Below are 26,008 nucleotides of genomic sequence, written 5' to 3' on the forward strand. Positions count from 1 at the left end.
TTTTATACTAAACGTCGTTTACTCTAATATGTTAAAAGTCGTTAAAGTCAGGTTATATCCAGATATCCAACAACAACAGTCACTAGCCCAGGCTTTTGGCTCTTGTCGTTGGTTGTGGAATTATTGTCTGAACTTGATGAACCAAACATATATTGAAACTGGCAAGGGATTGTCTAGATACGAAGTTAAAAAGATAATTCCGCAGTTAAAAAAAGAGCATGAGTGGTTGTCACTAACCTACTCACAATGTTTGCAACAAGTTTGTTTGAATCTTGGAGTAGCCTTCAATAACTTTTTTGAAAACCGGGCTAAATACCCTAGATTCAAATCTAAACACGGTAAACAGTCAATACAATATCCTCAGAATGTCAAGGTGGCTGATAATTGCGTAACCCTCCCAAAAATAGGAGATGTAACCGCAATTATCCATAGACCGATTGAGGGAAAAGTCAAAACTGTAACTATATCCAAGAACGGCTCTAACCAATACTTTGCAGCTATTCTATTTGATGATGGTCAAGATAAGCCGTTATCCAATGCCGAAGGTAAAGCAATAGGTATTGACTTGGGATTGACTCATTTTGCTGTTACCAGTGATGGGTCTAAGTTTGATAACCCGAGAATACTAAACAAGCATGAAAAGAATTTAAAACTTAAACAACAACAACTATCTAGAAAGCAACAAGGTTCTATTAACCGGAGCAAATCTAGAAAAAAAGTTGCTAGAGTTCATAGAAAAATAACTAACTGTCGTGACGATTTTCTACACAAGCTATCGCGGAGGATAGTTAACGAAAACCAAGTGATTGTGGTTGAAAATCTCAATATTAAGGGCATGATGCAAAATCATTGTCTGGCTAAGTCTATCCATCAGGTTGGATGGGGAATGTTTTGCACCATGTTGAAATACAAGGCAGAAATGGAAGGGAAAATTTATCTAGAAGTTGATAGATTTTTTAAGAGTTCAAAAACCTGTCATGTGTGTCTTAATCAAGTTGGTAGTTTGCCGCTTGCTCTAAGATTTTGGACTTGTGAAAACTGCCAAACTCAGCATGATAGGGATGTGAACGCAAGTATCAACCTCAGAGATGAGGGTCTACGAATTTTGACCTCTGGAACGGGGGATAAAGCCTGTCGCCCAGATGTAAGTCGTAGTCAGGGAGGACGTAAGAAATCCACTACTACGCTTTCTGTTGGGCAGGAAGCCCACACTGTACCGTCAGGTCAGTGTGGGTAGTTCACAATTGGAGTGCAGCGAATGACTTAGTAGGGATTAGAGTCAATTCGCCCCTTCTTAACGCTCCTGAGATAGTACCCAGATATCGGTCTATTTCTCAAATTGAATGTGTCGCCGCTCTTAACTCTCCAAATTTTGTAGTTGGAAAATGTTAGAGGAGTTCGGGGTTCGCATACTTCCGGCTGATGATCACCAAGTACAAAGTATGCTGCACCCTTACCTATAACTTTCGCTAGACCGTTTTTATCCACAACCAACGATGTACTTTCGCTAACCGCTATGCCTAAAGCGCTTTTAGAGACACCGTCCTTAATTTGACGGGCAATGAAAGTCATAATCCGACCCATTCTTTCCCGCCTGTCGAAGTGCGTATCGATGATCGTTCCCTGCAAATTGTTCCATTTGAACAAGTTGTAAGTAAAGGTAATGTCTCGGTAGGGATCTTCAAGTGCGTCTCTAGTTTCAATGCCGTTTGTAGAAGAAGCGCAAGCATCGTAGATGTAATCACTTTGGATCATTGCGCCTGCACTGGTTCCACCAATGCCACCTCCCCGGTTGTAGACTGTCTCTACGGCATTCTCCAGTTTGGTGCCTTTCCAGTTGCGGATGTATTGACATTGGTCGCCACCTGCAAAGAAAATCACGCCAGCATTTCTGACTTTCTCAACAATCTCAGCTTTGTTTGCTTCTTGCCTACTGCTGACGACAAGAGTCTCTACAGAGTTGACGCCTTTCATGGCATAAATTAGCCGATTGTAATCGCTATTACCAGAAACGCGAATAACTATCACGTCAACTTTGGCGGCGTTGTTAGTAGATCCCCTCACTTGGTTGATCATCCACTGAATAGCTTCATCGACATCGGGACCACCTCCACCCAAGTTATGAACGGGGCCAGCTAGGGTGGGAGGGAGAACAACAGCCTTGCCTTTGAAGAAGTTTGTCAAGTTTGCTGTAACACGGGTTATGAGCAAGGTTCCCATCTTCAACAACTTGTTTCCTACAGTCTTCAAGTACCTTGCTATATTTGGGAATGCCTTTGTCATGCTAACCTTCTGGTACAAACTGCAATTATTGCTAACTCTCTCACCAGAGAGGGTAGAATTCCCAGCGTACAGGTTTTGTACTGTTTTTTAAAGCAAAATAACCCAGAAAATTAATGATTACTGCATTATTTTGCTTAATCTGCCGTTGTTTGTGCGTTTTTAAACCAGACAATTAGCGATCGCTGTTGCCCAACCGTGCCAAAGGCACGGTGGAGGCTGGATGGGGACTTTGAGCACCTGATCTAGATCGTTACTGTCCAGATTCTGCCGTAGTTGCCAGGAATTTTTACCCAATATTCTGAATAACTGGGGACGCCAATTAAATTATTTTCACCGTGAAGTTCTTCCTGATAATCGCCAGCAATGGGAAACCAGAAGGGTACATCCTGATCACTATCGCCAAAGTTAAGTGCTACCAGGCTAAATTTATTACCATGTTGGCGAGAGAAGAGCAAGACATTTTTCGAGTGATAGCGATCGTAATTGTTGTAAAAGAAATGATTACCTTCAGTAAACTGCGATTGCTGACGACGCAGTTTAATCAGCTTCCGTACTAAGCCAATCATGCTTTTACCAATGGAATCATAAAAATAATCCCATCGCACAGGTCGCAGCAACATTACTCGCCCAAAACCTTGTTCTGGCAGATAATAGTTTTCACCAAATTCCTGCCCTTGCCATAGCATGGGAATACCTTTGGCGGTTAAGAACGCAATTAGGTACGGCTGAACTTTATACCACAGACTGCGATTACCTTCTTGTAATAAATCGTTATCACGTGCAATCGTGCCAAAGTTGCAGACAAAACGGGAGTGGTCATGATTTTCAATATATTGCAGCGCTGTCTTGGCAATTTTGTCGCCGTTGGTTGTAATTTCTTCTGGATAGCCATTTAGACCAAGTTTAAAGCCGAGGTTAACTAAATCATTTCGGCTTCCAGCCGCTACATTTTTGACTGCACCCAAGGTTTCATTTTGCCAGGTACTGTTGCTATAAGTCTGTTCCAGAACCTCTTTTGGTCCTTCTAATTGTTCAGCGCACTGAATTAAATTGATGGTGTTATTGTTAAAAAATCTCTGCCAGTACTCACCCGCACCTGCTTTTTCTTTAACAGTTTTGTAAGTGTTGAAAACTAAGTTGGCGTAACCAACTCCTGTAGAACCATCCCAATAATTGGGTACACAGTCATAGCGAAAACCATCGACGTGATAAACATCCAACCAGTGATAGTTAACTGTGTAGAAAAAGTCTTGGGTAAACTTGCGTTTATAATCCGTACTCTCAGCAAAGAGGTCTTTAGCAAATGTCCCCATAAACGGGTTTTCATTGTATCCTAATTGCTTGTAAAGATAAGAGTAGGGAAAATGATCGCTGGTGTGACCATAGACAGCATCCACAATTACAGCAATTTTGTTTTGATGTGCAGCATCAATTAAATTTTGTAAATCTTTTCTTTGACCAAAGCGCTCATCTACACCAAAGTAGCCAATCGGCAAAAAGCCCCAATCTACTGTCAAGGCTACGTTAGAAAGGGGCATAACTTCAATACAGTTAATTCCCAAATCTGCCAGATAACTTAAGCGTTCAATTGTTCGCTCAATATCTCCACCGAACTCACTGATCATCAATTCATACAGTACAATATCTTTTAAGTCTGGACTTTTCCAGGTACTTTCATTGGGACTCCATTCATAAGGTTGATATCCCAGTGTAAAGGCGGATAATTTACCTACACCAAACTCTCTGGCAAAAGGGTCGATAATCCAATCTATTTCTCCCTTATTGGGATTTTGGAGACAATAGCGGTAAACATACCTTCCTGGTTCTCCCCATGCTGCATTTAGGTGTGGTTTGGGTGTAGTATTGATGTTTATCTGAGTTGACCAATAATCACCATACTCTGGGTCGATAGAATGCTCTAATTCAAATATCGATGGCTGAGTAATTTGCAGAAATTGATCTTTTTCGTGGATTACTTTCACCCATAGTTTATTCCCGTCCTTTTTAGCAACCCAAGGGAGAAATACTCCAAAATCAACAATACCATTGTTTTCTCTAGCTCCTAGCTTATCCAAAGGTAGTAGTTTCATCTGCTCATCCTTAATTAACTGATTACACAATTGAAAAAATAAAGTCTGAAACCAGACTAAACAGGCTCTGATCAAAAAACTGAAGCAGTGCCTTTCGTGTATTTATCAACGCTTAATCAGGGATTTATGTAAATTTAACAAAAGATTACATTTCTTTATTTTATCTTTTAATGTAGCAATTGCTTTGTCATCAGTTCCTTAGGACAGCTAATTTTAGCCGTCCCTAATGCCATATATGAAACACTGTAACCAATTTAAAACCACTCAACTTGCGATCGCTCTTGCACAACTCGCTGATAAACAGCCACTGTTTGTTTGGCTAATTTCGGCCAGCTAAAGCGTCGTCCTAAATCATCATAAGCATTATCAACCAGCCATTGCCGATAACCTGGATTTTGCAAAACTTCGAGAATTCCCCAAGCTAGGGAATCAGGGTTGTTGGCCCAGGTAACGATACCTGTCTTGGTGTGTTGTACTACTTCCGGAAAACCGCCGGCATCAGAAACTACGACAGGTACGCGAGAAGCAAAGCCTTCTAAAGCAACAATCCCAAATGGTTCGTAAAGGCTAGGAAACACTGCACAGTCGGCCACCGTTTGGAATTTATCTAAGTATTCATCAGAGAGAAAGCCGGTAAAGTAGCATTTGTGCCAAATGCCTAAATCCCAAGCTTGGCGCTTGAGATGGTCGGTATTCCCGCCACCAATGATCACAAATTTAACGTTCCCCCCCATTTGTGCGAGTATCTTGGGAGCAGCATTGAGCAATACAGGTATACCCTTTTCATAGGACATTCGACCGAGGTAGTAAACAACTTTTTCATGATCACCGGCAAATTGGCGGCGAAAATCCTGAGCATAAAAATCTTTGTGCTGCTGTTTCTTTTCGGCGCGGATACCGTTATAAATGATATCGATTTTGTTCCCAGGAGTGTGTAGCGCTTGTTCTACTTCCCTTCGCATATAGTCGGTACAAACAATCACTCGCCAAGCATTGTAAGCTAGTAAGTTTTCTTTGCTATTAATATATTGTTGGGTATCATTGTGAATACCGTTGTAGCGCCCGTATTCGGTAGCATGAATTGTCGCAATTAGAGGGATTTTAAAGTTATGTTTGAGAGCGATCGCAGCATCCCCCACTAACCAATCATGAGCATGGATTAAATCAAACGGCCCTTCCTCCAGCAGCAACTTACCACCGTGATGCCCCATACTCGCGTTCAGGTTAACTACCCAGTGGAAAAAATCGTTACTATAAGCCACTGGCACCCGATGCACAAATACTCCCTCAACCACTTCATACAGTGATGCCTGAGCAAACTCTACCGTGATCAAGTGGATTTCATGGCCTAGCTTCACCAATTCCGGATACAACTCAGCCACATGACGCGCAATTCCTCCGACGATCCTTGGCGGAAATTCCCAACTTAGTACTAGTATCTTCATTGACTCAACTCCCCGATGATTTACAATTATCTAAGAAACTACATTTATCTAAAAATACAAACTGTGACAATCGCCGCGAGTCTAGTCAATAAAATTTTTAGATTTTTTTAATCATTGTTTTGATAAAGCTTATCAAAGGTTGTCAAACTTGGGGAAGTTACTGCACCTCTTTTCATAAAAACTATAAAAACAAAGGCTGTCGGCAGCAGCTTCCAGTATAGGAGTTGCGTCCGACAGCCTTGGTAATCAATGGGCTACGGCTAATAAATATGTACATAATCTGACAAGAACACTTCGGAGTTTGCTTTCTAGCTTATACTTTCCGGCTCTCCAGTTTTTTTTACAGCTTGATTCAATCAATAAGTAGGTGGGCGTAAAAAAATATAAGATAGACTTAACCCCCAACCCCTTAAGAGCAAGGGAAGGGGAGTAAGATTAAAGCCTCACCCGACAGCAGGGGAGAGGTTATGTTACTTAAGTATTGTCAATGCAGTATATAAAGCAGGACTTACGCAAAAATCGCTAAAAAGCTTAATTTATTGAACCGCCAAGGCGTCAAGAACGCCAAGAATTCGTAGAGTGTGCGTAAGTCCTATAAAGTTAAAAACTTAGCTAAGTAACTGGATGGACAACAGAACAATACAGATCTATCGCGATCGCCAATAAGCAATGGGGAGCAGGTTAGATCAATTGAATCTTCCCTACTCCCCTATTCGCTATCAGTTAGTGGTGGGTGTTGACTAACCTAGATTAGTTTTGATCCAAGCGTAACACTGCCATAAAAGCTTCCTGGGGTACATCCACTGTGCCCACAGATTTCATCCGCTTTTTACCCTTTGCCTGCTTTTGTAAGAGTTTCTTTTTCCGGCTAATATCACCGCCGTAGCACTTGGCAAGTACGTCTTTCCGCAAGGCGGGGATGTGTTCGCTGGCAATAACTTTACTGCCAATAGATGCTTGAATTGGTACTTTGAATTGGTGGCGAGGAATCAATTCTTTGAGTTTTTCTGCCATTGAACGTCCGACGTTATAAGCTTTATCGCGGTGGACAATCATGGCCAGGGAATCCACAGGATCGCCGTTAATCATAATATCCAGCTTCACCAAAGGATTTTCGCGGTAGCCGATGAGGTGATATTCCATGCTGGCGTAACCACGCGATCGCGATTTCATTTGGTCAAAAAAGTCGGTGACAACTTCCGCTAAGGGTAGCTCATAAGTGAGTGTGGTGCGTCCTTGAGTAAGATATTTCATGTCTTTGAAGATGCCACGCCGATTTTGCGATAACTCCATTAAAGAGCCAACGTAGACTTCCGGCGTAATCATTTCTACTTTGACGTAGGGTTCTTCAATTCTTTCGCGCTCGTTAGGCGAGGGTAAGCGGCTAGGATTATCAATGTACAGTTCTTCACCTTTGATGGTGATTACTTTGTAAACCACCGAGGGGGCTGTAATGATTAAATCTAGGTTGTACTCTCGCTCTAAGCGTTCTTGGACAATTTCCATGTGCAGCAACCCCAAGAACCCGCAACGGAAGCCAAACCCCATCGCGCTAGAAGTTTCCGGTTCGTAGTGCAGCGCCGCATCGTTGAGTTCGAGCTTTTCCAGGGCTTCCCGCAAGTCTTCAAATTGGTCTGCATCAATGGGGAACATCCCGCAAAAGACCATTGGGTTAGCTTCGGTGTAACCAGGCAAAGCTGCCGTAGCTTGGGCGTTAGCTAGGGTAATTGTATCTCCCACCCGCGCATCGGCGACAGCTCTAATTGATGCGCCTAAATAGCCTACTTCCCCGGCGTGCAGTTCTTCAACTTGCTTTTGGGTAGGAGAGAGTACACCCAACTCATCAATTTCGTATTCTTTGTCCGATGCCATCAAGTGGATGCGATCGCCTTTTTTCACCGTGCCATCCATTACCCGAAAATAGACAATTACTCCCCGGTAACTATCATAGTAGCTATCAAAAATTAGCGCCCGTAAGCGTTCATTGACTGTGTTGGCTGGTGGCGGTACGCGCGAGACAACTGCTTCTAAAATTTCATCAATTCCCAGTCCCTCTTTAGCGGAAGCCAGAATCGCACCACTGCAATCTAGACCGATAATTTCTTCAATTTCGCCGATTACTCGCTCTGGTTCTGCCCCCGGCAAATCGATTTTATTCAAAACCGGGATAATTTCCAGGTTATGCTCCAGCGCTAAATACACATTCGCTAAAGTTTGGGCCTCCACACCTTGGGAAGCATCTACTACCAACAGCGCTCCTTCACAAGCAGCAAGAGAGCGCGACACTTCATAAGAAAAATCTACATGACCAGGAGTATCAATTAAATTCAGCACATACTGCTGACCATCTTTAGCTGTGTAGTTCATCCGGGCAGCTTGCAGCTTAATTGTAATGCCGCGCTCCCGTTCCAGATCCATGTTGTCGAGAAACTGTTCCTTCATCTGCCGGCTTTCTACGGTGCCAGTGGCTTGTAGTAAGCGATCGGCGAGGGTTGATTTCCCGTGGTCAATGTGAGCAATAATACAAAAATTGCGAATGCGAACTGCGGGAACGTCAGTCATATACTATCTGTGCTAAAGCAGCAACCAAAGTGAAAGCAATTTACTTAATGTATTTTAATGCTTTCTTCGCCAAGACGCTGCCAAGAAGAAACGAGGTGGTGGCTTGAGTAAATAATCAATCTTGACTTTTTATAACTGACTCTCTGGACAGGTGTAGTTTTAAGAATATTATGAAAGTCTATTTATAGCTGCTGGTATTCATCAGCCAAAAGCGTACAATAAATATAACTTAAGTACTTGTAGAGATTATGGACAATTACCACCCAATAATTGCCCGGAATCGTTGATTTACTGAGAAGACTTCTAGAGGAGCTTCTGTCTAGCGAGTTATATGAAAATTGCCACTTGAAACTTAACCCTGTTACTTTGGTACGATTTCGGGGAACTATGGAACTGTACTCTTGAATATTTGTCAGCTAAATAGCCCGAATTATGAATATAGCCGCTTGACAAAGCTTTGGACAAAACAATTTCAGAGCATCTAAACCTATGAATATGCAAGAGAAACCTATCGATACGGAACACAGAAAAGCCGATAAGGTAGAAATCGCTGTCCGCCTAGACTCCGAGTTAATAGAGCAAATTCAGCATCTCACCAACGACCCCAGTAAAGTGATCGAGGTGGCAATTCGCCAGTGGTTGCGGGGTGATGCACCCAGAGATGATGAACTGACGCGCACCCCCGTGCGTACTCCTGTTCCTCCTCGTGGGGAATGGAACGATTGAAGTTATCTCTAGAACTGTCAGCCAAAGATTAAAAAAATGTATTGTTTGCTGATTTGGATTCCAGAACAGCCAAAAATGCTCAATTAAAAATGCGAAAGCTGTAAAATTTTATGCCAAAATTTAAACAGCTTTAGTATAAGCACGGTAGGATGCCATTTGTCTATGCCAACTCGATTAATGACTATTGCTGCCAATACCCAATCGCCGAATGTGTTTCCCCAGAATCTGGAATCCGTTACCAATAACCACGATGGCTTATTACCAACGCTTGGCTCTGAGTTGGTATATACCCAAGATGGGGCAGGGCGCTATCTGACCTTTTATTGGCAACGCAGCGAACTCCTGGGGTCAAACCCTGAAAAAAGAGTTGATGATCCCAATCCAGATGAAAACTTTGTGCCAATAGACAAAGTTACTTATTTAGAACGGTTGCAGCGGATTTTAACAACTTTAGTGCCAGAAAGGGTTCAGTGTTGGTTCAGCTACTGCCAGGAGTCGTTTGAGTTGGAGTTGGCAATCACTCCGATTATGCCGCGATTGGGTCACGCTGCCACTACAGTTTTGGTGATGGGACGGTTACTGCAAAGTAAAGCCAACCCCCAATCCGTGAATGGGGCATCAAAAACGCCTAAACAACTAGCGTTGGCTATGGGTTTGCAGCAACACCAGAAGCTGATCAATCAAATTACCAGCAACATCCGGCGGACATTGGATCTAGATATTATTTGGCAGCAAACAGTTGATAGCTTAGGAGAAGCGTTAAAGCTAGAGCGTTGTATTATCTGTCCCTACCAGCCCTCTAACTCAACAGTGCAGGTGATAGCAGAGTATCACCTCCCAGAACACAGTTCGATGATTGGCTCAGATATAGATATAGCTTCTGAGCCTGCCTTTGCTCAGTCCCTGGCTACTCTAGAACCAACCGTGATGGAAGTGACTGGGTATAGTGAGTTTCAGCAGCAGAAAATTTTGGTTGTAGCTACTTGCTATCAAGACCAAGCCAATGCATTGATTGCCTTTAACTTGCGGGACGAATATTACCCGTTGACAGAAATAGAACTTGAACTAGTCAAGGAGGTAGCAGATCAACTGGGAACAGCGATCGCTCATGCTACTTTATACAAAGAATTAGAAGCAGCGCGGCAAAAAGCCGAAGAAATATCCCAACTCAAAACCCAGTTTCTACAAACTGTGTCCCATGAAATTCGTACTCCCCTGAATGGGATGATTGGCTTTTTGAAGCTGATTTTGGAGGGGTGGGCAGATAATCCAGAAGAAGAAAACCAGTTTTTAGCAGAAGCTCACAAATCATCACTCCACTTGCTAGATATTCTCAACGACATTTTAGATATTGCCAAAATTGAAGCAGGCAAAATGGAGCTACGGTGCGGACCAATCAGACTCCATGAGCTATTTACTGATGTCGAAAACTTTATGCGTCCCCAAGCAGAGATGAGACATCTCAGTTTCCAGATGCAAATACCTAATACATCCGATGAAATCATCATTCGAGGCAACTACAGACATTTATTACAAGTCATGCTCAATTTGGTAGGCAATGCGATTAAATTCACCCATGAAGGTGGTGTCACTATCAGCGCCGATTTAGTGGTCAAAAAGGGGAAAGTGAAACTGCCCAACCAGCAATTCCCAGGTATAGTAAAAGTGCGCGTGGTAGATACTGGCATTGGTGTATCCCTGGATCAGCAAGATAAACTATTTCAATTATTCTCTCAGGTAGATGGCACCCACACTCGCCCTTATGGTGGTACAGGTTTGGGACTGACAATATCTCAAAAGCTTGTCGAGGCCATGGGAGGTGAGGTACATTTTTTCAGTCTAGGTGAAGGACTCGGCTCGACGGTAACATTCACAGTGCCACTCTATCAACAACCATTGGTGTTTTCTTCTAGTGAGGCGGACTTGGATGAGTTAGGTCTTTTGTAGGGACTTCAAATTGAAAACTGTTGTAAAGTTGGACTGTGAACTTTGAACTACACTGAATAAAAGTGAAGTCAAAGTTGTGATATGACAGTTCAGACAACAGCAGGTGTTTTATTCCAAACCGCTTACGAAAGTCGTTACACTTGGGACGAGAACTTTCCTGGCTACAGTGCAAACGTGCAACTGCTACAGGGCGATGAAGTTTACATTGGCAAAATACGCATTAACCGCGACTTGAGCATAGAAGTAACGGATATTGACGATGCAGAAGTAGAAGAAGGTATCTATATCCAGTTGCAGGAAATGATCACCCACTGTAAACGCTCAGATTTTCAGCAGTCTTATGGTAAGTTCGAGTTTACCTTGGGTGAGACAGATAAAAGTGGTGTAGTGGAAATTTTTGTGAAGGGCGACTCGATAGAGTCTCATTATAAAATCCGAGACCAGGAAATTTGCCAGGAAATTCGGGTCATGGGTCGCATGGCTTTAGTGATTGATACCCACGAAAACTTCGATACAGGTGCTGGATACATTGCGAGTCACTACGATGCGGTGTTCCGCAACTCGAAAACTAATGAAGTTAACAGTGTCCTGAAATTTACAGACACATATCAAAAAGTTGGCGACTATTACATAATGACCAAGCAGGTTGTGCAAGAGTATCAAGAGGGCGTTAGCGACAATCCTCCCGAAGAGGCTCTTTCCATAACTGAGTTTAGCTACTCTAATATCAAGCTGCTATAACCAGTAAATGTTTAGCGCCAAATTTCGCGGTAACTGGATCTAGTAGGATCGATTTAACAAGCAGGAACATAAAATTTTCGGGATTTTGGGTAATGGGTAACAATCCTCATCTCCAATTTCCTTCCCCATCCTTAACTTAGCAGGTCTAAAACTATGGAACTTACAATCGTCAACGTGGAAACAGTCTTAGATGAAATGCGCCCTTATCTCATATCGGATGGCGGTAATGTGGAACTCGTAGAACTTGATGGGCCAATTGTCAAACTCCGGTTGCAAGGCGCTTGTGGTTCTTGTCCCAGTTCCACGATGACCTTGAGAATGGGTATTGAACGTCGCTTAAAGGAAATGATTCCCGAAATTGCTGAAGTGGAACAAATTATGTAGGGAGTGGGGGCTGGGGACTAGGGACTGGGTGTTTAATGAGTGATGAATATTAAATTGTTATCATTAATCATTTATCATTCTTACCCAAGCCCTATCTTGAATCACTAATTGCTCTCTATGTCTCATCCCCTCCACGTCGCTTTCATCTGGCATCAACATCAGCCGCTGTACAAATCTCCTGGCAGCGGCGTTTCAGTATCTCAAAGTCAACAGTACCGCTTGCCTTGGGTACGCTTGCATGGTACTAAAGATTATCTAGATTTGGTATTAATCCTAGAGCGGTATCCTAAGTTACACCAAACGGTGAATCTGGTGCCGTCACTGATATTGCAACTAGAAGATTATATTGCTGGGACGGCTTTTGACCCTTACCTTACTGCCAGTTTGACTCCTGCTGAACAACTGACTCGTCAACAGCGGGAATTTATTATCCAACACTTTTTTGATGCCAATCACCACAATCTGATTGACCCCCATCCCCGTTATGCCGACTTGTATTACCAAAGGCAGCAAAAGGGCATAGACTGGTGTTTGAAAAATTGGCAATTGCCAGATTACGGCGATTTGCTAGCTTGGCACAATCTGGCGTGGATTGATCCGCTATTTTGGGATGATCCAGAAATTGCCGCTTGGTTGAGACAGGGACGGAATTTTAGTTTAAGCGATCGCCAACGGATTTATTCTAAACAGCGAGAAATTCTCGGTCGCATCATTCCCCAACACCGTTCAATGCAAGCCGCCGGTCAGCTAGAAGTCACCACCACCCCCTACACTCACCCAATTTTACCTTTGTTAGCAGATACTAACTCCGGTCGGGTAGCAGTGCCGCAGATGAATCTACCAGGGCAGCGGTTTCAATGGAAAGAAGATATTCCTCGCCATTTGCAGAAAGCTTGGGATTTGTATACAGACCGTTTTGGGCAGGAACCGCGTGGTTTATGGCCTTCAGAACAGTCAGTCAGCCCCGATATTCTGCCATATATTATTAAGCAAGGTTTTAATTGGATTTGTTCAGATGAAGCCGTTTTGGGTTGGACAATAAAACACTTTTTTCATCGCGATGGGGCGGGGAATGTGCAGCAACCAGAACTGCTATACCAACCCTACCGCTTGCAAACTCCCGCAGGTGATTTAGCGATCGTGTTTCGCGACCATAGATTATCAGATTTGATTGGTTTTACCTACGGGGCAATGCCGCCAAAACAAGCAGCAGCCGACTTAGTGGGACACTTGCAAGCGATCGCCAGAATGCAAAGAGAAAGCTCAAGCGAAAAACCTTGGTTAGTTACCATCGCCTTAGATGGGGAAAATTGCTGGGAATATTATCCCCAAGACGGTAAACCGTTTTTAGAAGCTTTATATCAAACGTTAAGCAACGAACCCCACCTGAAACTCGTCACCGTTTCCGAATTCCTCGCCGAATTTCCCGCCACAGCCACTATCCCCGGAGAGCAACTGCACAGCGGTTCTTGGGTAGATGGCAGCTTCACCACCTGGATAGGCGATCCCGCCAAAAATCGCGCTTGGGACTACCTAGCCCAAGCCAGGGCAGTGCTGGCAAATCATCCCGAAGCCACGGAAGAAAATAATCCCGAAGCTTGGGAAGCTTTGTATGCCGCAGAAGGTTCCGACTGGTTCTGGTGGTTTGGTGAAGGACATTCTTCAAATCAAGATGCCATCTTTGACCAGTTGTTTCGGGAACATTTGTATGGCATTTACAAAGCCTTAAATGAACCAATACCTTCCTATTTGCAGAAACCGGTAGAGGTTCACGAAGCCAGGACAGATCATACGCCAGATGGGTTTATTCATCCAGTGATTGATGGTAGGGGTGACGAACAAGACTGGGACAAAGCTGGACGGATAGAAATCGGTGGGGCCAGGGGAACGATGCACAACAGCAGCCTCGTCCAACGACTTTGGTATGGGGTGGATCACCTGAATTTCTATGTGCGGGTAGATTTTAAAAATGGTGTTGTCCCAGGGCGGGAGTTGCCCACAGAGTTAAATTTGCTGTGGTTCTATCCAGAAAAAACAATGGTCAATAGCCCGATTCCTTTGGCAGATGTGCCGGATACAGCGCCAGTTAATTATCTGTTCCACCACCATCTGGAAATTAATTTGCTGACGCAATCGCTTCAGTTTCGGGAAGCTGGAGAAAATCATCAATGGTATCCCCGTTTCAGCCGCGCTCAAGTAGCTTTAAACACTTGTTTAGAAGTTGCAGTGCCCTGGGCAGATTTGCAAGTACCGCCTGATTATCCCTTGCGGCTGATTTTGGTACTTGGGGATGAAGGGCGATTCTCCAACTATTTGCCGGAAAATACGTTGATTCCCTTTGATGTGCCATAATTCAGTCCATCGAGGCGGCAATTTACTTCGTATTAATTCTTAATTTCAAAGGTGGTGCGGAGTTCTAGCCTCTGCACCACCTTTGTGCGACTATATCGTCGAGTGTCTGATCAGTTTGCTTCCACAAAACCGCTAAAAAGCTGGCGGCAGAGTATGTGGGGAGACTAGAAATCTGACTAATTGACTAACTTCTGGCGACGGCGGTAGCGACCTAATAAAGCAAGGCCGCCGACACCGAGGAAAGCGCCAAAACTAATACTTGGTTCAGGGACAGCAGTTGTGAGGCCGATGAGACGATTCCCACTACCGATAGTGCCTAATGAGGTAGCGGCACCTGTGGTCAAGTTGATGTTATATAGACTTGAACCTGATGCTGAGGCTGGAGTTAATGCCGCAAAGGCAGTATTCACCCCATTGTTGGTAAAAATGTCGAACCCTGCTGCCGAGTCAATGTCAATACCGAGTAAACCTACTTGCACCAAGGTGCCATTATTCGGCGGATTCTGGATAAATAATGCGTCACTGATGTAGTCAATGTCGTACAGCGTGGTTCCAGTTGCCGGGTTATTATCTGCATTAGTGTATGCTACACCAGTGATGTTGGGGTCTCCTGGTTTCAGTGTCCCGTCAACAGTGACCGCACCAGTATCTACGTTGATCCGGTAGTTTTGGTCATTGCCCCCGACGACCCGTAGGCGATCAGGTACTGGGTTGAAGTCCACTCCGGAAATATTCCCCCCATTGAAGGGTACGGAGAGGGTACTTACAAGAGTAGCCGCACCAGTGAACGGGTTAATTGTGTAGATGTCATTGGTAGTCGTGAGACCGTAGATCTGATTGTTAGCTGGACGACGGTCAATGCCCAACAAAGTACCATTGATTCCAGTAACTTGCCTGCTGCTAGTGGCGGTCGGAGTGCTGGAGTCAAACAAAACTAGAGTGTTGTTGTCAGTTAGACCTACCAGAGTAAGGGCAGCCGCAGGTTTGGCGACGCTGAGTAGATCAAATATCGTTGCTACGGCCAGTGCAGTGACTACTGTAGCCAGCTTATTTAATTTCATTGAAAAGCCTCTAACTACTAATTTTTGTTAATTTGACGAGTAAAATTTCAGACGACTACGCAAACGCTAAGTGTACTTGCATCCTTGGAACTCGTTTGTTGTAAACAATTGTTAAATTCTCCTCAGTAATTGACAGTACATTAGTTAATACGGTTAATTCAAGTAAAAAGATTTACCTTCATCAAATCTTTAAAAACTTTTGCATAAAACTATACCTAACTTCAGGCTTCGAGTTTGGTAGAACCATGAAAAACAGTGACAAACGCCGTGCTTTGGCACTTTAGCATTGGGAAAATACTGCAATTTTCCGGTAGCATGTGATTAGAGTCATACATCGATCAATTTAGGAAATTTCTGGTACGGTTGTCCCATTTTGTCTAGTTTCGATAAAGGGATTGTGGGTCTTCTTCGGCATGACACAGAGATGTGAATCCAGGCTTTTTCTCAATATATTTTTTCAAAAAACTTGGCACTAACCCGGCCATTTTGACCAGCCGTTTATCGGGTAGGAGGGGATGAGGAACACAGGCGCAGATTTATTAAAGATTTCGCATCCTACTAGCGCTAAGTAATAATTGTAGTTAAATTAAAAACATCCCAGAGTAGCTCTTTCACTTCAACTAGCCTTTTTAACCGATGAATCGCTTCTCTCAGAACATCATGAATTTGCACGATTCCGCTTTACAGCAAACTCAGCTGGCTCAGATGTGTGGTTCCAAGGAGCTATTTCGCGATCGCTATGAAATACTGCGAATTTTGGGCAGAGGTGGTTTTGGCATCACGTTTTTAGCTAAAAATGTTTTATTGCCTAATAGCCCTTTATGTGTGATCAAACAGCTTTATCCCAAGGTAACTAGTGCCAAAAGTTGGCAAAGGTCTTGTCAGCGGTTTGAAAAAGAAGCAAAAACATTAGGTCAACTTGGTAGCCATTCTCAAATTCCCATGCTTTTAGACTACTTTGAAGGCAATGGCGAGTTTTATTTAGTACAAGAATACGTACGTGGTTCCACTTTGGCAAGAGAAGTGAGGCGAACTGGCCCCAAAAGTGAAGCCGCAGTTAAACAGTTTTTACAGGAATTATTACCAATATTACAGTATCTTCAACAACATCACGTAATTCATCGGGACATCAAACCCCAAAATTTGTTGCGTTGTCAAGAGCATCAACGGATAGTGCTGATAGATTTTGGCGCGGTGAAAGAGGAATTAGTTAATGCTTGTGAAAACTCAAGCATTAAAATCGCCAGCACCAATTTTGTGGGCACAATGGGATTTGCGCCACCAGAACAGCTTTCCCTAAGTCCAGTTTATGCCAGTGATATTTATGCCTTGGGCATGACTTGTCTTTATCTTTTGACCGGTAAAGGGCCTTTAGATTTTGACTATGACATGAATACTGGCGAGATCTGTTGGCAAAAAGAGGTAGATATCAGCCACAATTTTGCCAAAATTCTCGGCAAAATGCTGAAAATATCTTTAGATGAGCGGTTTAAGACCGCTGATGAAGCAATCGCAGCCCTTGGTGGCGAAAGCTATTTGCCTACTTTGACTAACTGTTTAACGACCCAAGCACTGAGTAACCAAAGTATTACACAAGAAGATAAACAGCCGCAGGTATATATGTCGCCTGTCGCCAGAACTGCTAGTGCTATTCGCGAATGGAGAGCAAGGCTCAAGGAAAAAAAGCAGTATAGTAATTTTTATGGTTACCAATCTAAAGTATCAAATTAGCAATAAAATCTTCAACTATTAAAAAAAAATCAAAACTAATTTAGTAACCATTTAGACCAGATTAAATTTTATTCATGCTTGAGTAATCAAGGTTTTCAGTTTTTACCTAGTACTTTATGAGTCGTCAATATACAAGTGAAATTATAGCACTAGCAGTTTTACAAGATTTTAAATTCGGATTGTTATATAATCGAGAGAATAATTAATCCTATAGCTCTCGTAGTTTTTTAGTACTGATGAAAACTGACTATTATTTACAAACATTGACTATATTAAGTTATTCCCCAACCCCTAAAACAAGATTATCTACTAGCATGAGTCCGCAAGAGCCTATTGTTTTAAGGGTAAATCCGAAGCAAAATTAGCATAAATTGTTACGCAGTCGCGCCTGTCAGTTCATGATCTGCTGCTTAAATCCCGATTGCCCAAATCCCCAAAATCCCGATGGAAAAAAGCTATGTCTTGCTTGTAGTACCCCGCTGGTACCACTTTTGAGAAATCGCTTCCGCGTCATTCAGGTACTTTCAGACGAAGGGGGATTTGGCAGAACTTATCTATCAGAAGATATAGATAAACTAAATGAACGTTGTGTCGTTAAGCAATTAGCTCCAAAGTTCCAAGGAACTTGGTCGCAAAAGAAGGCAATGGAGTTGTTTGCTGAGGAAGCGAAGCGGCTGCAAGAACTAGGAGAACATCCACAAATTCCGACTTTGTTAGCTTACTTTGAGCAAGATAACTGTTTGTATTTAGTGCAGCAACTGATCAATGGGCAGAATTTATTAAGGGAATTGCAGTTGCGTTCCCGCTATAGAGATTGGGATATTCAATCAATCTTGCTGGATTTATTACCTATCCTCAAGTTTATCCACGATCGCGGAGTTATTCATCGAGATATCAAGCCAGAAAATATCATCCGGCGTAAAGGTGATGGGAGATTAACTCTGATTGATTTTGGCTCTTCCAAACAATTCACAGCAAAAGTACAAAATAAAATAGGCACATCAATTGGTTCACACGGTTATTCGCCAATTGAACAACTTAGAGATGGTAAAGCTTACCCAGCTAGCGATTTATTTGGTTTGGGAGCTACCTGCTTTCATCTGCTAACGGGAATTTCACCTTTTCAGTTATGGATGGAACATGGATATAGTTGGGTAGGAAATTGGCAGCAATATTTGCGTTGTCCTTTAAGTAGTGAATTAGCTCAAGTTCTGGATAAGCTGTTACAAAAAAATATGCAGCAGCGCTATCAATCAGCAGATGAAGTCATCAGAGACTTGACTAAACAACATACACATTTACTACCACCAGCTAGCAATTCAGTTGTCAAACAACCAGAAACTCGGTCAGAAATTTTTCCGAAAAAATATATTTTCCTAAGAAATTTACTTTTGGCAGTTGCTGCTATTCTGTTGCTCGGATTAGGAGAATCTGGGTATAGACAATATCTGCGTCTGCAAACTGGTCTACCCGCTAACCTGAGTCAGCCGAATCATAGTTCAAATAGTGAAGCGGTTCTGAGTCAACCGCCGAAGGTTGCTTGGGGGAATATTACTTTAGCCAACACTATTAAAGGACATGATGAATCGGTTTTGTCTGTCGTTGTCAGCCCAGATGGTAAAACTATAGCCAGCAGTGGCGATGGGCGACACCCCGCTGTTCGCAATGGCACTATTAAACTCTGGGATCTCGCCACAGGGCAGCAAATCTCTAGCCTGAGTGGAAATTCTCAAAAAGTGAATGTGGTCAGTTTCTCCCCAGATGGCAAAACCCTGGTTAGCGGTGGTGATGACAGCACGATCAAAGTCTGGAATCTGGCAACGTCCAAGCAAATTCGCACCCTAAAAGGACATTCCGACTCAATTCATGCCCTAGCAATTAGCCCAGATGGAAAAACCTTGGTTAGCGGTAGTGATGACAGCACAAGCAAAGTCTGGAATCTGGCAACGGGTAAGCAAATCCGCACCCTACCCGGTCACAGTTTCTGGGTGCGATCTGTTGCTATTAGCCCGGATGGTGTCACCTTTGCCAGTGGCAGTTTTGACAAGACGATCAAAATCTGGAATATCAGCAAGGGACAGGAAATCATCACCCTGAAGGGAAATACTCAAACAGTGACATCTGTAGCTTTTAGCCCGGATGGTAAGACTTTGGCGAGTGGTAGTCGCCAAGCGCTGCTTTCAGCAGATCGCACAATTAAACTGTGGGATTTAGCAACAGGAAAGGAAACTCGCAAACTAGCGGGACATGCTAACACCGTTACATCTGTAGCTTTTAGCCCCGATGGTAAGATTTTAGCGAGTGGCAGTCGCGATCGCACTATCAAACTGTGGAATCTCGCAACGGCAGAGGAAATTACCACTTTGGCAGGACATACCAATACAGTTACATCCCTCGCATTTAGTCCCGATGGTAAGACGTTGGTTAGTGGCGGTGAGGATAATTCAATCAAGATTTGGCGTTTTTTTTAGTGGTAGAGGCACAAGATTATTGTGCCTCTAGGTGTATTCCACTTATTGAAAAGGAAGATATTTTTTCTACACTAGATGTGCTTAAAAGTTACAGTACTTTAGTTTATAATTTTTCTGAATAGAGTCAGCAGTAACATTCATTATCAAAGCATAGGTAAAATTTAGTACTTTAGATTAATTAATTATCGCAGCACTAAAATTTGAAATAATCGCCATAACCAATGTAGATAGAGAGTTATAGCTAAAAAATATAATTATTTTTTTATAAAAAAATATATTTATTTATTGATTTTTTTTATTAATAAAAGCGACAGAAAATTATTACTTAGCTCTATCTAAGTAAGATAGCGTTCATTTCTTAAGTGTTATCTTGCTATTTGCCTGCGTAAATAAGGACAAATTAGGATTTTTGTCTAACTATTTATCATAAAAAAAATCTATTTAATTGTTATCAGTAATTGCCGAAAAATGCTTTGGTAAACTTTATTTTTAGATTCATTAATCAATTAATTTAATAGTAACTTTCTTAACTAAATTAGTTATAATAGGATCTAGGTTCATAGTAGAAAATTGCCGTCAAATACTACACTTACAATAAATTCTTTAGGAAATACACCTTTTGACACCAGAGCTAAAGCAAGAAATTGCTCTCCTTATGCCTTTAGTTGCCTTTTCTAAGGACAGCTAAAGAAAGGAGGCTGATCATGTCAGTGGACACAAACCCCCTGCGAGCAAGACAAAATAGGCTGCTCGCTGCTTTGCCTGACGTTGAGTATGAGCTTCTGATTCCGCACCTGAAGCTTGTCCCGCTCCCATATGAGCAAATTATTTATCAGGCAGAAGAACCGATCACACAAATCTATTTTCCCCATCAAGGCGCTATTTCTTTAGTTTCGATTATGGAAAATGGCTCAACAGTGGAAGTCGGCATAGTCAGCAATGAAGGTATGGTGGGTATCCCTGTAATTTTGGGAGGTAAGACCACGACCACAACAGCGCTTGTGCAGATCCCAGGCAGTGGTGTGCGAATGAATGCAGATGTCCTTAAAACCTTGTTTGACCAAGGTGGGGCAATTCAAAGCCTACTTTTGCGCTATATACAAGCTCGATTCACTGAAATTACCCAAGGCTGTGCCTGCAACCGTCTGCATACACTAGAAGAGCGACTTGCCCGTTGGCTGCTAACAGTTTCTGACCGTCTGCAATCAGATGAGTTTCTCTTGACTCAAGAATTTATCTCTCAAATGCTGGGTGTACGCCGCTCCGGTGTTACGGTGGCCGCTAGCACCCTCAGTCGAGCAGGAATGATCTCCTATAAACGTGGTCGGATTAATATCCTCAATCGAGAGGGTTTAGAGGCTACTTCTTGCGAGTGTTATCGAGTAATTAGAAACGAATTCTCTCGATTGCTAGGCAATTCTCCTGGATAGGATTCTGGTAACTTTTTTTACTCTCTATGTGCGAAACCGGACAGACTTCCAATATTGAGTTAGTCTAACTTTGGTAAGGTTGTGCATTTTAATGCCCTTGTTATTCAAGGTATTAGAACTACACGAAGGTAATATAAATGTCTACTCAATTAATACGTTGTGATGGCTTACGCTTGCTGGTTGTCGATGACGATGCTGATACAAGAGAAATACTCACCTTAATATTTAAATTGGAGGGTGCTGAAATTAGATCTGTTGCTTCAGCAAGTGAGGCTTTAGAACTAATATCACCTTTTAAACCTGATATCCTCATTAGCGATATCCACTTACCAGATGAAGACGGCTACTCACTGCTGTCGAAAATAAGGAATTTGGAGCGAGTGCAAGGTAGATGGACTCCAGCGATCGCACTGACGGGATCGGCGATGGATGAAGACCGTGCCAATGCATTGTCCGCAGGTTTTCAATTGCATCTATGCAAGCCAATTAACTTAGATGAGTTAGTCTCTGAGGTTGCTGATCTACTAGCTGGATGTAAGTTGTTAGCTGGTGTTGTTTAGTCTTGTTGATTTGGCAGATAAAATAACTGTGGTGGCATGGCAGTGAAAATTAAATATGCATTATGCAGAACCCTTGTAGAGACGTTGCATACAACGTCTCTAGATTCTTTGCCACAATAGGTCTAAGTATTTACTTTTTCAATTATTAATTGCGCCTCTGACCAAAATTACTGTACTTTCTACACCATTGGCGATCGCTTCCGGGATATTACCTTGAATCGCCTGCTGCAACAATCCCTCACGGGAAGCCCCCAAAACGACAACATCAAAACCTTCGGTTTTCACCAACTTAATTACACCTTCAGAAACTGAATCGGCTTGAACTGGGGTAGCAATCACAGTACTGGACAATTTACGGCGGCGCATTAGCTGGCGGATGGCTTGTTCTAAAACTGTCATGTCTGGCTTGAATTCCGAGGGCTTAAACACCTGTGTGAGGCGAATTTGGGGGTGATTCCCCAAAGTTACTAAAGCAGGTAACAATTTAAGCGCCACCCGCGCATTGGGTCCACCAGCCATTGGAACTAACCAATGGTTAAAGGAGTGCTGAGTGTGGGGAGATGGAGTAACTGGTGACTCTGGAATATTGGCTAGTTTAACTAACACAACGTCGCAGGTGGCTTGGCGAATTATCGTATCTACAACATTGCCAAAAATCCGCCCTGGGGTAGAAGTGTTACCTTTCCAGCCCATTAAAATCAGGTCAATATTTCGTTCGTTAATTGTCTCTAAAATTGCCTGTGCGATATCGTGGGCGACTCGGATTTGGGTATGTAGGGGAATTCCCCACTTTTTCGCTAAAACTTCCGCCTGTCGGAGCAAACGGCGACTTTTTGTGGTTTTTACCTGTGTTTCGGCTGGGGAACTGTGACGAGATACCAGCATTACTTGAATGCACTCTATTTCATAGTGGCGATCGCGGGCAATAGCTGCTGCTATTTCTAATAAAGTCGCTGCTGTCTCTGGATTTGCCAGGGTGACTAATAATCTACCTCTGCCAATATTGGGCGATCGCGTTTGGTAAACTACATAAGAAGGTTCTGGTCGCGGGCCAGGGACACCATTTTCACAATTGAGATGATCTGCTTCCGCCCGGATAATATCCCCACGAGTAATAATCCCAATCAGTTTCTGTGCTTCCATCACTGGTAAACGGCTGATTTGATAACGATCAAGTAAATACAGCACATGACTCAAGTTATGCTGGGGTGTTACCGTTATCGGCTGCGGTGTCATGATTTCCTTTAAGTGACGATCATTTGCTAGCTGGCGATCGCCTCCGGCGGGGCGTAGCCCATCGCGCATTTTCTGCAAATCTGATTGCGTCACAATCCCCACTAGCTTGTTTTCTTCTACCACTGGGAAACCGCGATGGTGAGAACGGGCAAATGCCTGGATGACTTCATCTAAATTCATCTCTGTATCTAGAGTTTCCACCCGTTGTTGCATCACATCTTTAGCTGTTAACTTTGTCGATATCCCCTCGATGGAAGCACCTTTTTTGATGATGATGCCATTTAACTCCAAAAGCTTGTTATACAGTGATCCAGGTACTACCTTCTCTGCAATCAAGTAGGCAGTTACAGACACAATCATTAAAGGTAATACCAGATTGAAATCTGTAGTCATCTCAAAGACAATCACAATTGCTGTAATTGGGACTTTGGAAACAGCGCTAAAAAATCCCCCCATCCCTGCTAAAGCAAAGGTAGTTGGCGAACCCACCCCTAAAAGGTAGAACTCAGATACACCAACTAGGTGTCCTAAACAAGAACCTAAAATGAGACTGGGAGCGAATATCCCGCCTGGTGCGCCGGAACCAAATGCGACTAAGGTGAGGAAAAATTGAGCGATAAAGGCGATCGCCGCTAAGGAAAAATGAGCATCACCAGTAATTACATATTCCCGCAACCCCGTATTATCACGAAAATACTCAGGCAGCATAGCCACGACAATGCCAGATATACAACCAGCTAAAGCCACCCGGAGGGGTAAGCTGATGTGCAATCTTTGATAAAGTTTAATGCTGAAAATTAATCCCCGATTAAATAATGCACCAAGCAACCCCGCCAAGATTCCCAATAGCAGGAAAGCCGGAATTTCTGGGAGGGAGAATTGGCTAGAAGACTTTGCCAACTCCAGATTTAGTTCCAAACTGCCGCCACCCAATAACCGGGAAACTACCCCACCAATAAAGGAGGCGATAATGGCGGTTCCTAAAGTCAGTCCTGATAAATCTTGGAGTAACTCCTCGACGATAAACAACACCCCGGCAATCGGGGCATTGAAAGCAGCTGCTAAACCCGCACCTGCACCCGCAGCAACCATTTGCCGCCGATGATCTGGAGAAGTGGGTACTAAGCGACTCATTCCCGCTGCCAAACCTGCCCCTACTTGGACAGTGGGGCCTTGTCGCCCTAGAGTGATTCCTGAACCTAAAGCAACAATTGCACTGAGTAACTTGACAATTGCCACGCGCCAGGATAGATTTACTGGCACATTGGCAAGAGTTGCTTTGACTTGGGGGATACCACTACCCGCAGCCTCTGGGGCAAATCGCTGCACCAACCAGCCAGCCAGAAACCCAAAGCTTAGACCAATTATGGGTAAAACTAGCCATGCTGGTAGCAGATGGGTAGTGTGAACTCGCCAGGTTCCCAACCATCCCGATCCCACTTTCAGAAATACCGCAGACAGGGCGGCCACTAGACCGATAACAGAAGCTTCGGCGTTGGCGAAGCCCATCGAAGATATCGCTAAACCTCTTCTAGGCTGCCACAAGTTGCGAACGAACTGAGTCAGAACAGGAAGGGACATATAAAATTCAAAATTCAAAATTCAAAATTCAAAAACTTTTAATTCTGTCTCCCGGTGGTTGATAGTCCTTCTACTATCAGCGAAGGAGTATAACAAGGGCCATTCCAATCACCATCACTACCCACCTTAACCAATTGTTTGAGGGCCGTGTAAACATTACCTGCAACCATCGTATCTTTAACACGTCCAATCACATCGCCATTTTTTACGCGATAGCCCAAATCAACATTGATGGAAAAATCGCCAGAAATGCCGCCACCACCACCCAACATTTGATCCACAATCAAGCCATTATCCATCTGGCAAATCAAGTCTTGTAGGGATGCAGAACCAGGCTGGATGAGGAAATTAAATAAACCAGGGATGGGATAGCTGCCTAAACCAGGACGAAAACCATTACCAGTGGTACTCATTCCTAGTTGGCGTCCGGTGGTGCGATCGCCATAAAAGTTTTGTAAAATTCCGTTTTCGATAAATATCAAAGACTGGGTAGGTGTGCCTTCATCATCAAAAGGGCAACTGTAAGGGCCAGCTTCTGGATCTTGGTAGAGGGTGAGGTTGGGTGACATGACTGGTTTACCTAGCCGTTCTCCCCAAGGTGAAGCTTTTTCTAGGATATGCTTGCCATTTAAAGCCGCTTGCACCGTGCCCCAAAGCATATCAGCGGCTTTAGAAGTGAACAAAACAGGGAGGCGACCGTTTGGGGTGGAAACGTTTTCTTTAGCCCAAAATAACCGCTGTAAAATTTGGTGAGCTAATCTATCTGGGTGGAGTTCACCGCGTTGGGTTTGTCCATCAGCAACATTCAAAATATCCTCGCCCCGTACCCATTCGGCTGACAGATAGCAGCTGAGGGTAGTGTCGGTGTAGTAGCAATCTAAACCTTTGCTGTTAACCAGTCTGGTGTTTTCGATATCGCATTCCCAGTCACTGTGACAGAGAACATCGGGGTAGGCATCGCGGATTAATGCGATCGCTTCTTTGCCCCAGTCTACCAGCATTTCTATCGGTACAGCCGCCCCCAAATCTGGGTAAGATGGCCGAAAATTGCTGCCTAATTCCACTGGTTCCGGTTGATTTAGTTGACTCAAAGCCAGCGATCGCTCCACCATCACTTGTGGTTCCACAGAACCGTAAGCTACCATCAGTCCTGGACGACCGTGGCGCCACAGCCGCAGCGCTGTGCCTTCAGATTGGCTTGTTTCTAGCTGTTTGAGTCGGTTGGCCTCAAAAAAAACTGGTCGAGAAAGCGATCGCGACTGATACACCTCAGCTGCCTCTGCTCCAGATTTTAAAGCTAGTTCCAGCAGCTGTTCTGCTAGCGTATCTTGTGACAAATTTTCAGAACCCATGACCCTTGGTGAATTGTGATTTGTGGATTTTGAACCGCAGATAGACAATAGTCATT

17 protein-coding genes are annotated in these 26,008 nt (G+C 43.4%); 10 read left to right on the plus strand and 7 right to left on the minus strand.

The genetic code is table 11. The annotated features are described in order from the left end of the window. Positions 1-28: 28 nt before the first annotated feature. Positions 29-1,237, plus strand: coding sequence for an RNA-guided endonuclease InsQ/TnpB family protein (locus CYLST_RS13535; RefSeq protein WP_015208296.1), 1,209 nt, complete (start codon positions 29-31; stop codon positions 1,235-1,237). Between the two features lie 26 nt (positions 1,238-1,263). Here the strand turns inward: CYLST_RS13535 and CYLST_RS13540 are convergent, their stop codons facing one another. The 4 genes from CYLST_RS13540 to lepA form a co-directional block, all read right to left on the minus strand. Next, positions 1,264-2,283, minus strand: a complete 1,020-nt coding sequence (locus CYLST_RS13540; RefSeq protein ID WP_172642160.1) for a cyanophycinase — start codon at positions 2,281-2,283, stop codon at positions 1,264-1,266. Between the two features lie 242 nt (positions 2,284-2,525). Beyond that, complete coding sequence (locus tag CYLST_RS13545) at positions 2,526-4,373, minus strand: alpha-amylase family glycosyl hydrolase (RefSeq protein WP_015208298.1); 1,848 nt, start codon at positions 4,371-4,373, stop codon at positions 2,526-2,528. Positions 4,374-4,627: 254 nt separating this feature from the next. Continuing rightward, a complete protein-coding gene (locus tag CYLST_RS13550) occupies positions 4,628-5,818 on the minus strand; it encodes a glycosyltransferase family 4 protein (protein ID WP_015208299.1) in 1,191 nt (396 codons plus the stop codon). Between the two features lie 750 nt (positions 5,819-6,568). Then, a complete protein-coding gene (lepA, locus tag CYLST_RS13555) occupies positions 6,569-8,380 on the minus strand; it encodes a translation elongation factor 4 (RefSeq protein ID WP_015208300.1) in 1,812 nt (603 codons plus the stop codon). A gap of 489 nt (positions 8,381-8,869) precedes the next feature. On the opposite strand from lepA, the gene CYLST_RS13560 reads away from it, so the two are divergent. The 5 genes from CYLST_RS13560 to CYLST_RS13580 all read left to right on the plus strand — a co-directional run bounded on the left by CYLST_RS13560 (position 8,870) and on the right by CYLST_RS13580 (position 14,530). Continuing rightward, the gene (locus CYLST_RS13560) at positions 8,870-9,106 is read left to right on the plus strand and encodes a hypothetical protein (protein ID WP_015208301.1); all 237 of its coding nucleotides are present in this window, start codon (positions 8,870-8,872) and stop codon (positions 9,104-9,106) included. Positions 9,107-9,283: 177 nt separating this feature from the next. Continuing rightward, positions 9,284-11,053 carry a sensor histidine kinase gene (locus CYLST_RS13565; protein ID WP_041233097.1) on the plus strand — a complete coding sequence of 590 codons (1,770 nt, stop codon included), beginning with the start codon at positions 9,284-9,286 and terminating at the stop codon, positions 11,051-11,053. 81 nt (positions 11,054-11,134) lie between these two features. After that, entirely contained in the window at positions 11,135-11,794 is a 660-nt protein-coding gene (locus tag CYLST_RS13570; protein ID WP_015208303.1) for a DUF3386 domain-containing protein, read from the plus strand. Between the two features lie 153 nt (positions 11,795-11,947). Next, complete coding sequence (locus CYLST_RS13575) at positions 11,948-12,178, plus strand: NifU family protein (RefSeq protein ID WP_015208304.1); 231 nt, start codon at positions 11,948-11,950, stop codon at positions 12,176-12,178. A gap of 117 nt (positions 12,179-12,295) precedes the next feature. Further along, on the plus strand, positions 12,296-14,530 hold the full coding sequence (locus CYLST_RS13580; protein ID WP_015208305.1) for a glycoside hydrolase family 57 protein: 2,235 nt from the start codon (positions 12,296-12,298) through the stop codon (positions 14,528-14,530). 176 nt (positions 14,531-14,706) lie between these two features. Here CYLST_RS13580 and CYLST_RS13585 read toward each other — a convergent pair whose 3' ends face one another. Next, complete coding sequence (locus CYLST_RS13585; RefSeq protein ID WP_015208306.1) at positions 14,707-15,591, minus strand: DUF4394 domain-containing protein; 885 nt, start codon at positions 15,589-15,591, stop codon at positions 14,707-14,709. Between the two features lie 636 nt (positions 15,592-16,227). Between CYLST_RS13585 and CYLST_RS13590 the strand changes: the two genes are divergently transcribed. The 4 genes from CYLST_RS13590 (at position 16,228) to CYLST_RS13605 (ending at position 21,783) form a co-directional block, all read left to right on the plus strand. Next, the gene (locus tag CYLST_RS13590; RefSeq protein ID WP_015208307.1) at positions 16,228-17,322 is read left to right on the plus strand and encodes a serine/threonine-protein kinase; all 1,095 of its coding nucleotides are present in this window, start codon (positions 16,228-16,230) and stop codon (positions 17,320-17,322) included. Between the two features lie 398 nt (positions 17,323-17,720). Then, a complete protein-coding gene (locus CYLST_RS13595; RefSeq protein ID WP_015208308.1) occupies positions 17,721-19,793 on the plus strand; it encodes a serine/threonine-protein kinase in 2,073 nt (690 codons plus the stop codon). Positions 19,794-20,497: 704 nt separating this feature from the next. After that, positions 20,498-21,223 (plus strand): Crp/Fnr family transcriptional regulator, encoded by a 726-nt coding sequence (locus tag CYLST_RS13600; RefSeq protein WP_015208309.1) that lies wholly within the window; start codon positions 20,498-20,500, stop codon positions 21,221-21,223. Positions 21,224-21,360: 137 nt separating this feature from the next. Beyond that, positions 21,361-21,783 (plus strand): response regulator, encoded by a 423-nt coding sequence (locus CYLST_RS13605; protein WP_015208310.1) that lies wholly within the window; start codon positions 21,361-21,363, stop codon positions 21,781-21,783. A gap of 138 nt (positions 21,784-21,921) precedes the next feature. Here CYLST_RS13605 and CYLST_RS13610 read toward each other — a convergent pair whose 3' ends face one another. Continuing rightward, the gene (locus tag CYLST_RS13610; protein WP_015208311.1) at positions 21,922-24,600 is read right to left on the minus strand and encodes a chloride channel protein; all 2,679 of its coding nucleotides are present in this window, start codon (positions 24,598-24,600) and stop codon (positions 21,922-21,924) included. A 38-nt stretch (positions 24,601-24,638) separates the two neighbouring features. Continuing rightward, the gene (locus tag CYLST_RS13615) at positions 24,639-25,952 is read right to left on the minus strand and encodes a TldD/PmbA family protein (protein WP_015208312.1); all 1,314 of its coding nucleotides are present in this window, start codon (positions 25,950-25,952) and stop codon (positions 24,639-24,641) included. Between the last annotated feature and the right edge of the window lie 56 nt (positions 25,953-26,008).

Source organism: Cylindrospermum stagnale PCC 7417 (genome assembly GCF_000317535.1).
Taxonomy (GTDB): domain Bacteria; phylum Cyanobacteriota; class Cyanobacteriia; order Cyanobacteriales; family Nostocaceae; genus Cylindrospermum; species Cylindrospermum stagnale.

Coding starts and splice junctions, on each gene's coding strand:
- CYLST_RS13580 (WP_015208305.1), top strand. CDS start 12,296: ATGTCTCATCCCCTCCACGTCGCTTTCATCTGGCATCAACATCAGCCG.
- CYLST_RS13545 (WP_015208298.1), bottom strand. CDS start 4,373: ATGAAACTACTACCTTTGGATAAGCTAGGAGCTAGAGAAAACAATGGT.
- CYLST_RS13610 (WP_015208311.1), bottom strand. CDS start 24,600: ATGTCCCTTCCTGTTCTGACTCAGTTCGTTCGCAACTTGTGGCAGCCT.
- CYLST_RS13550 (WP_015208299.1), bottom strand. CDS start 5,818: ATGAAGATACTAGTACTAAGTTGGGAATTTCCGCCAAGGATCGTCGGA.
- CYLST_RS13600 (WP_015208309.1), top strand. CDS start 20,498: ATGTCAGTGGACACAAACCCCCTGCGAGCAAGACAAAATAGGCTGCTC.
- CYLST_RS13535 (WP_015208296.1), top strand. CDS start 29: ATGTTAAAAGTCGTTAAAGTCAGGTTATATCCAGATATCCAACAACAA.
- CYLST_RS13590 (WP_015208307.1), top strand. CDS start 16,228: ATGAATCGCTTCTCTCAGAACATCATGAATTTGCACGATTCCGCTTTA.
- CYLST_RS13565 (WP_041233097.1), top strand. CDS start 9,284: ATGACTATTGCTGCCAATACCCAATCGCCGAATGTGTTTCCCCAGAAT.
- CYLST_RS13570 (WP_015208303.1), top strand. CDS start 11,135: ATGACAGTTCAGACAACAGCAGGTGTTTTATTCCAAACCGCTTACGAA.
- CYLST_RS13560 (WP_015208301.1), top strand. CDS start 8,870: ATGAATATGCAAGAGAAACCTATCGATACGGAACACAGAAAAGCCGAT.
- lepA (WP_015208300.1), bottom strand. CDS start 8,380: ATGACTGACGTTCCCGCAGTTCGCATTCGCAATTTTTGTATTATTGCT.
- CYLST_RS13575 (WP_015208304.1), top strand. CDS start 11,948: ATGGAACTTACAATCGTCAACGTGGAAACAGTCTTAGATGAAATGCGC.
- CYLST_RS13540 (WP_172642160.1), bottom strand. CDS start 2,283: ATGACAAAGGCATTCCCAAATATAGCAAGGTACTTGAAGACTGTAGGA.
- CYLST_RS13595 (WP_015208308.1), top strand. CDS start 17,721: ATGATCTGCTGCTTAAATCCCGATTGCCCAAATCCCCAAAATCCCGAT.
- CYLST_RS13605 (WP_015208310.1), top strand. CDS start 21,361: ATGTCTACTCAATTAATACGTTGTGATGGCTTACGCTTGCTGGTTGTC.
- CYLST_RS13585 (WP_015208306.1), bottom strand. CDS start 15,591: ATGAAATTAAATAAGCTGGCTACAGTAGTCACTGCACTGGCCGTAGCA.
- CYLST_RS13615 (WP_015208312.1), bottom strand. CDS start 25,952: ATGGGTTCTGAAAATTTGTCACAAGATACGCTAGCAGAACAGCTGCTG.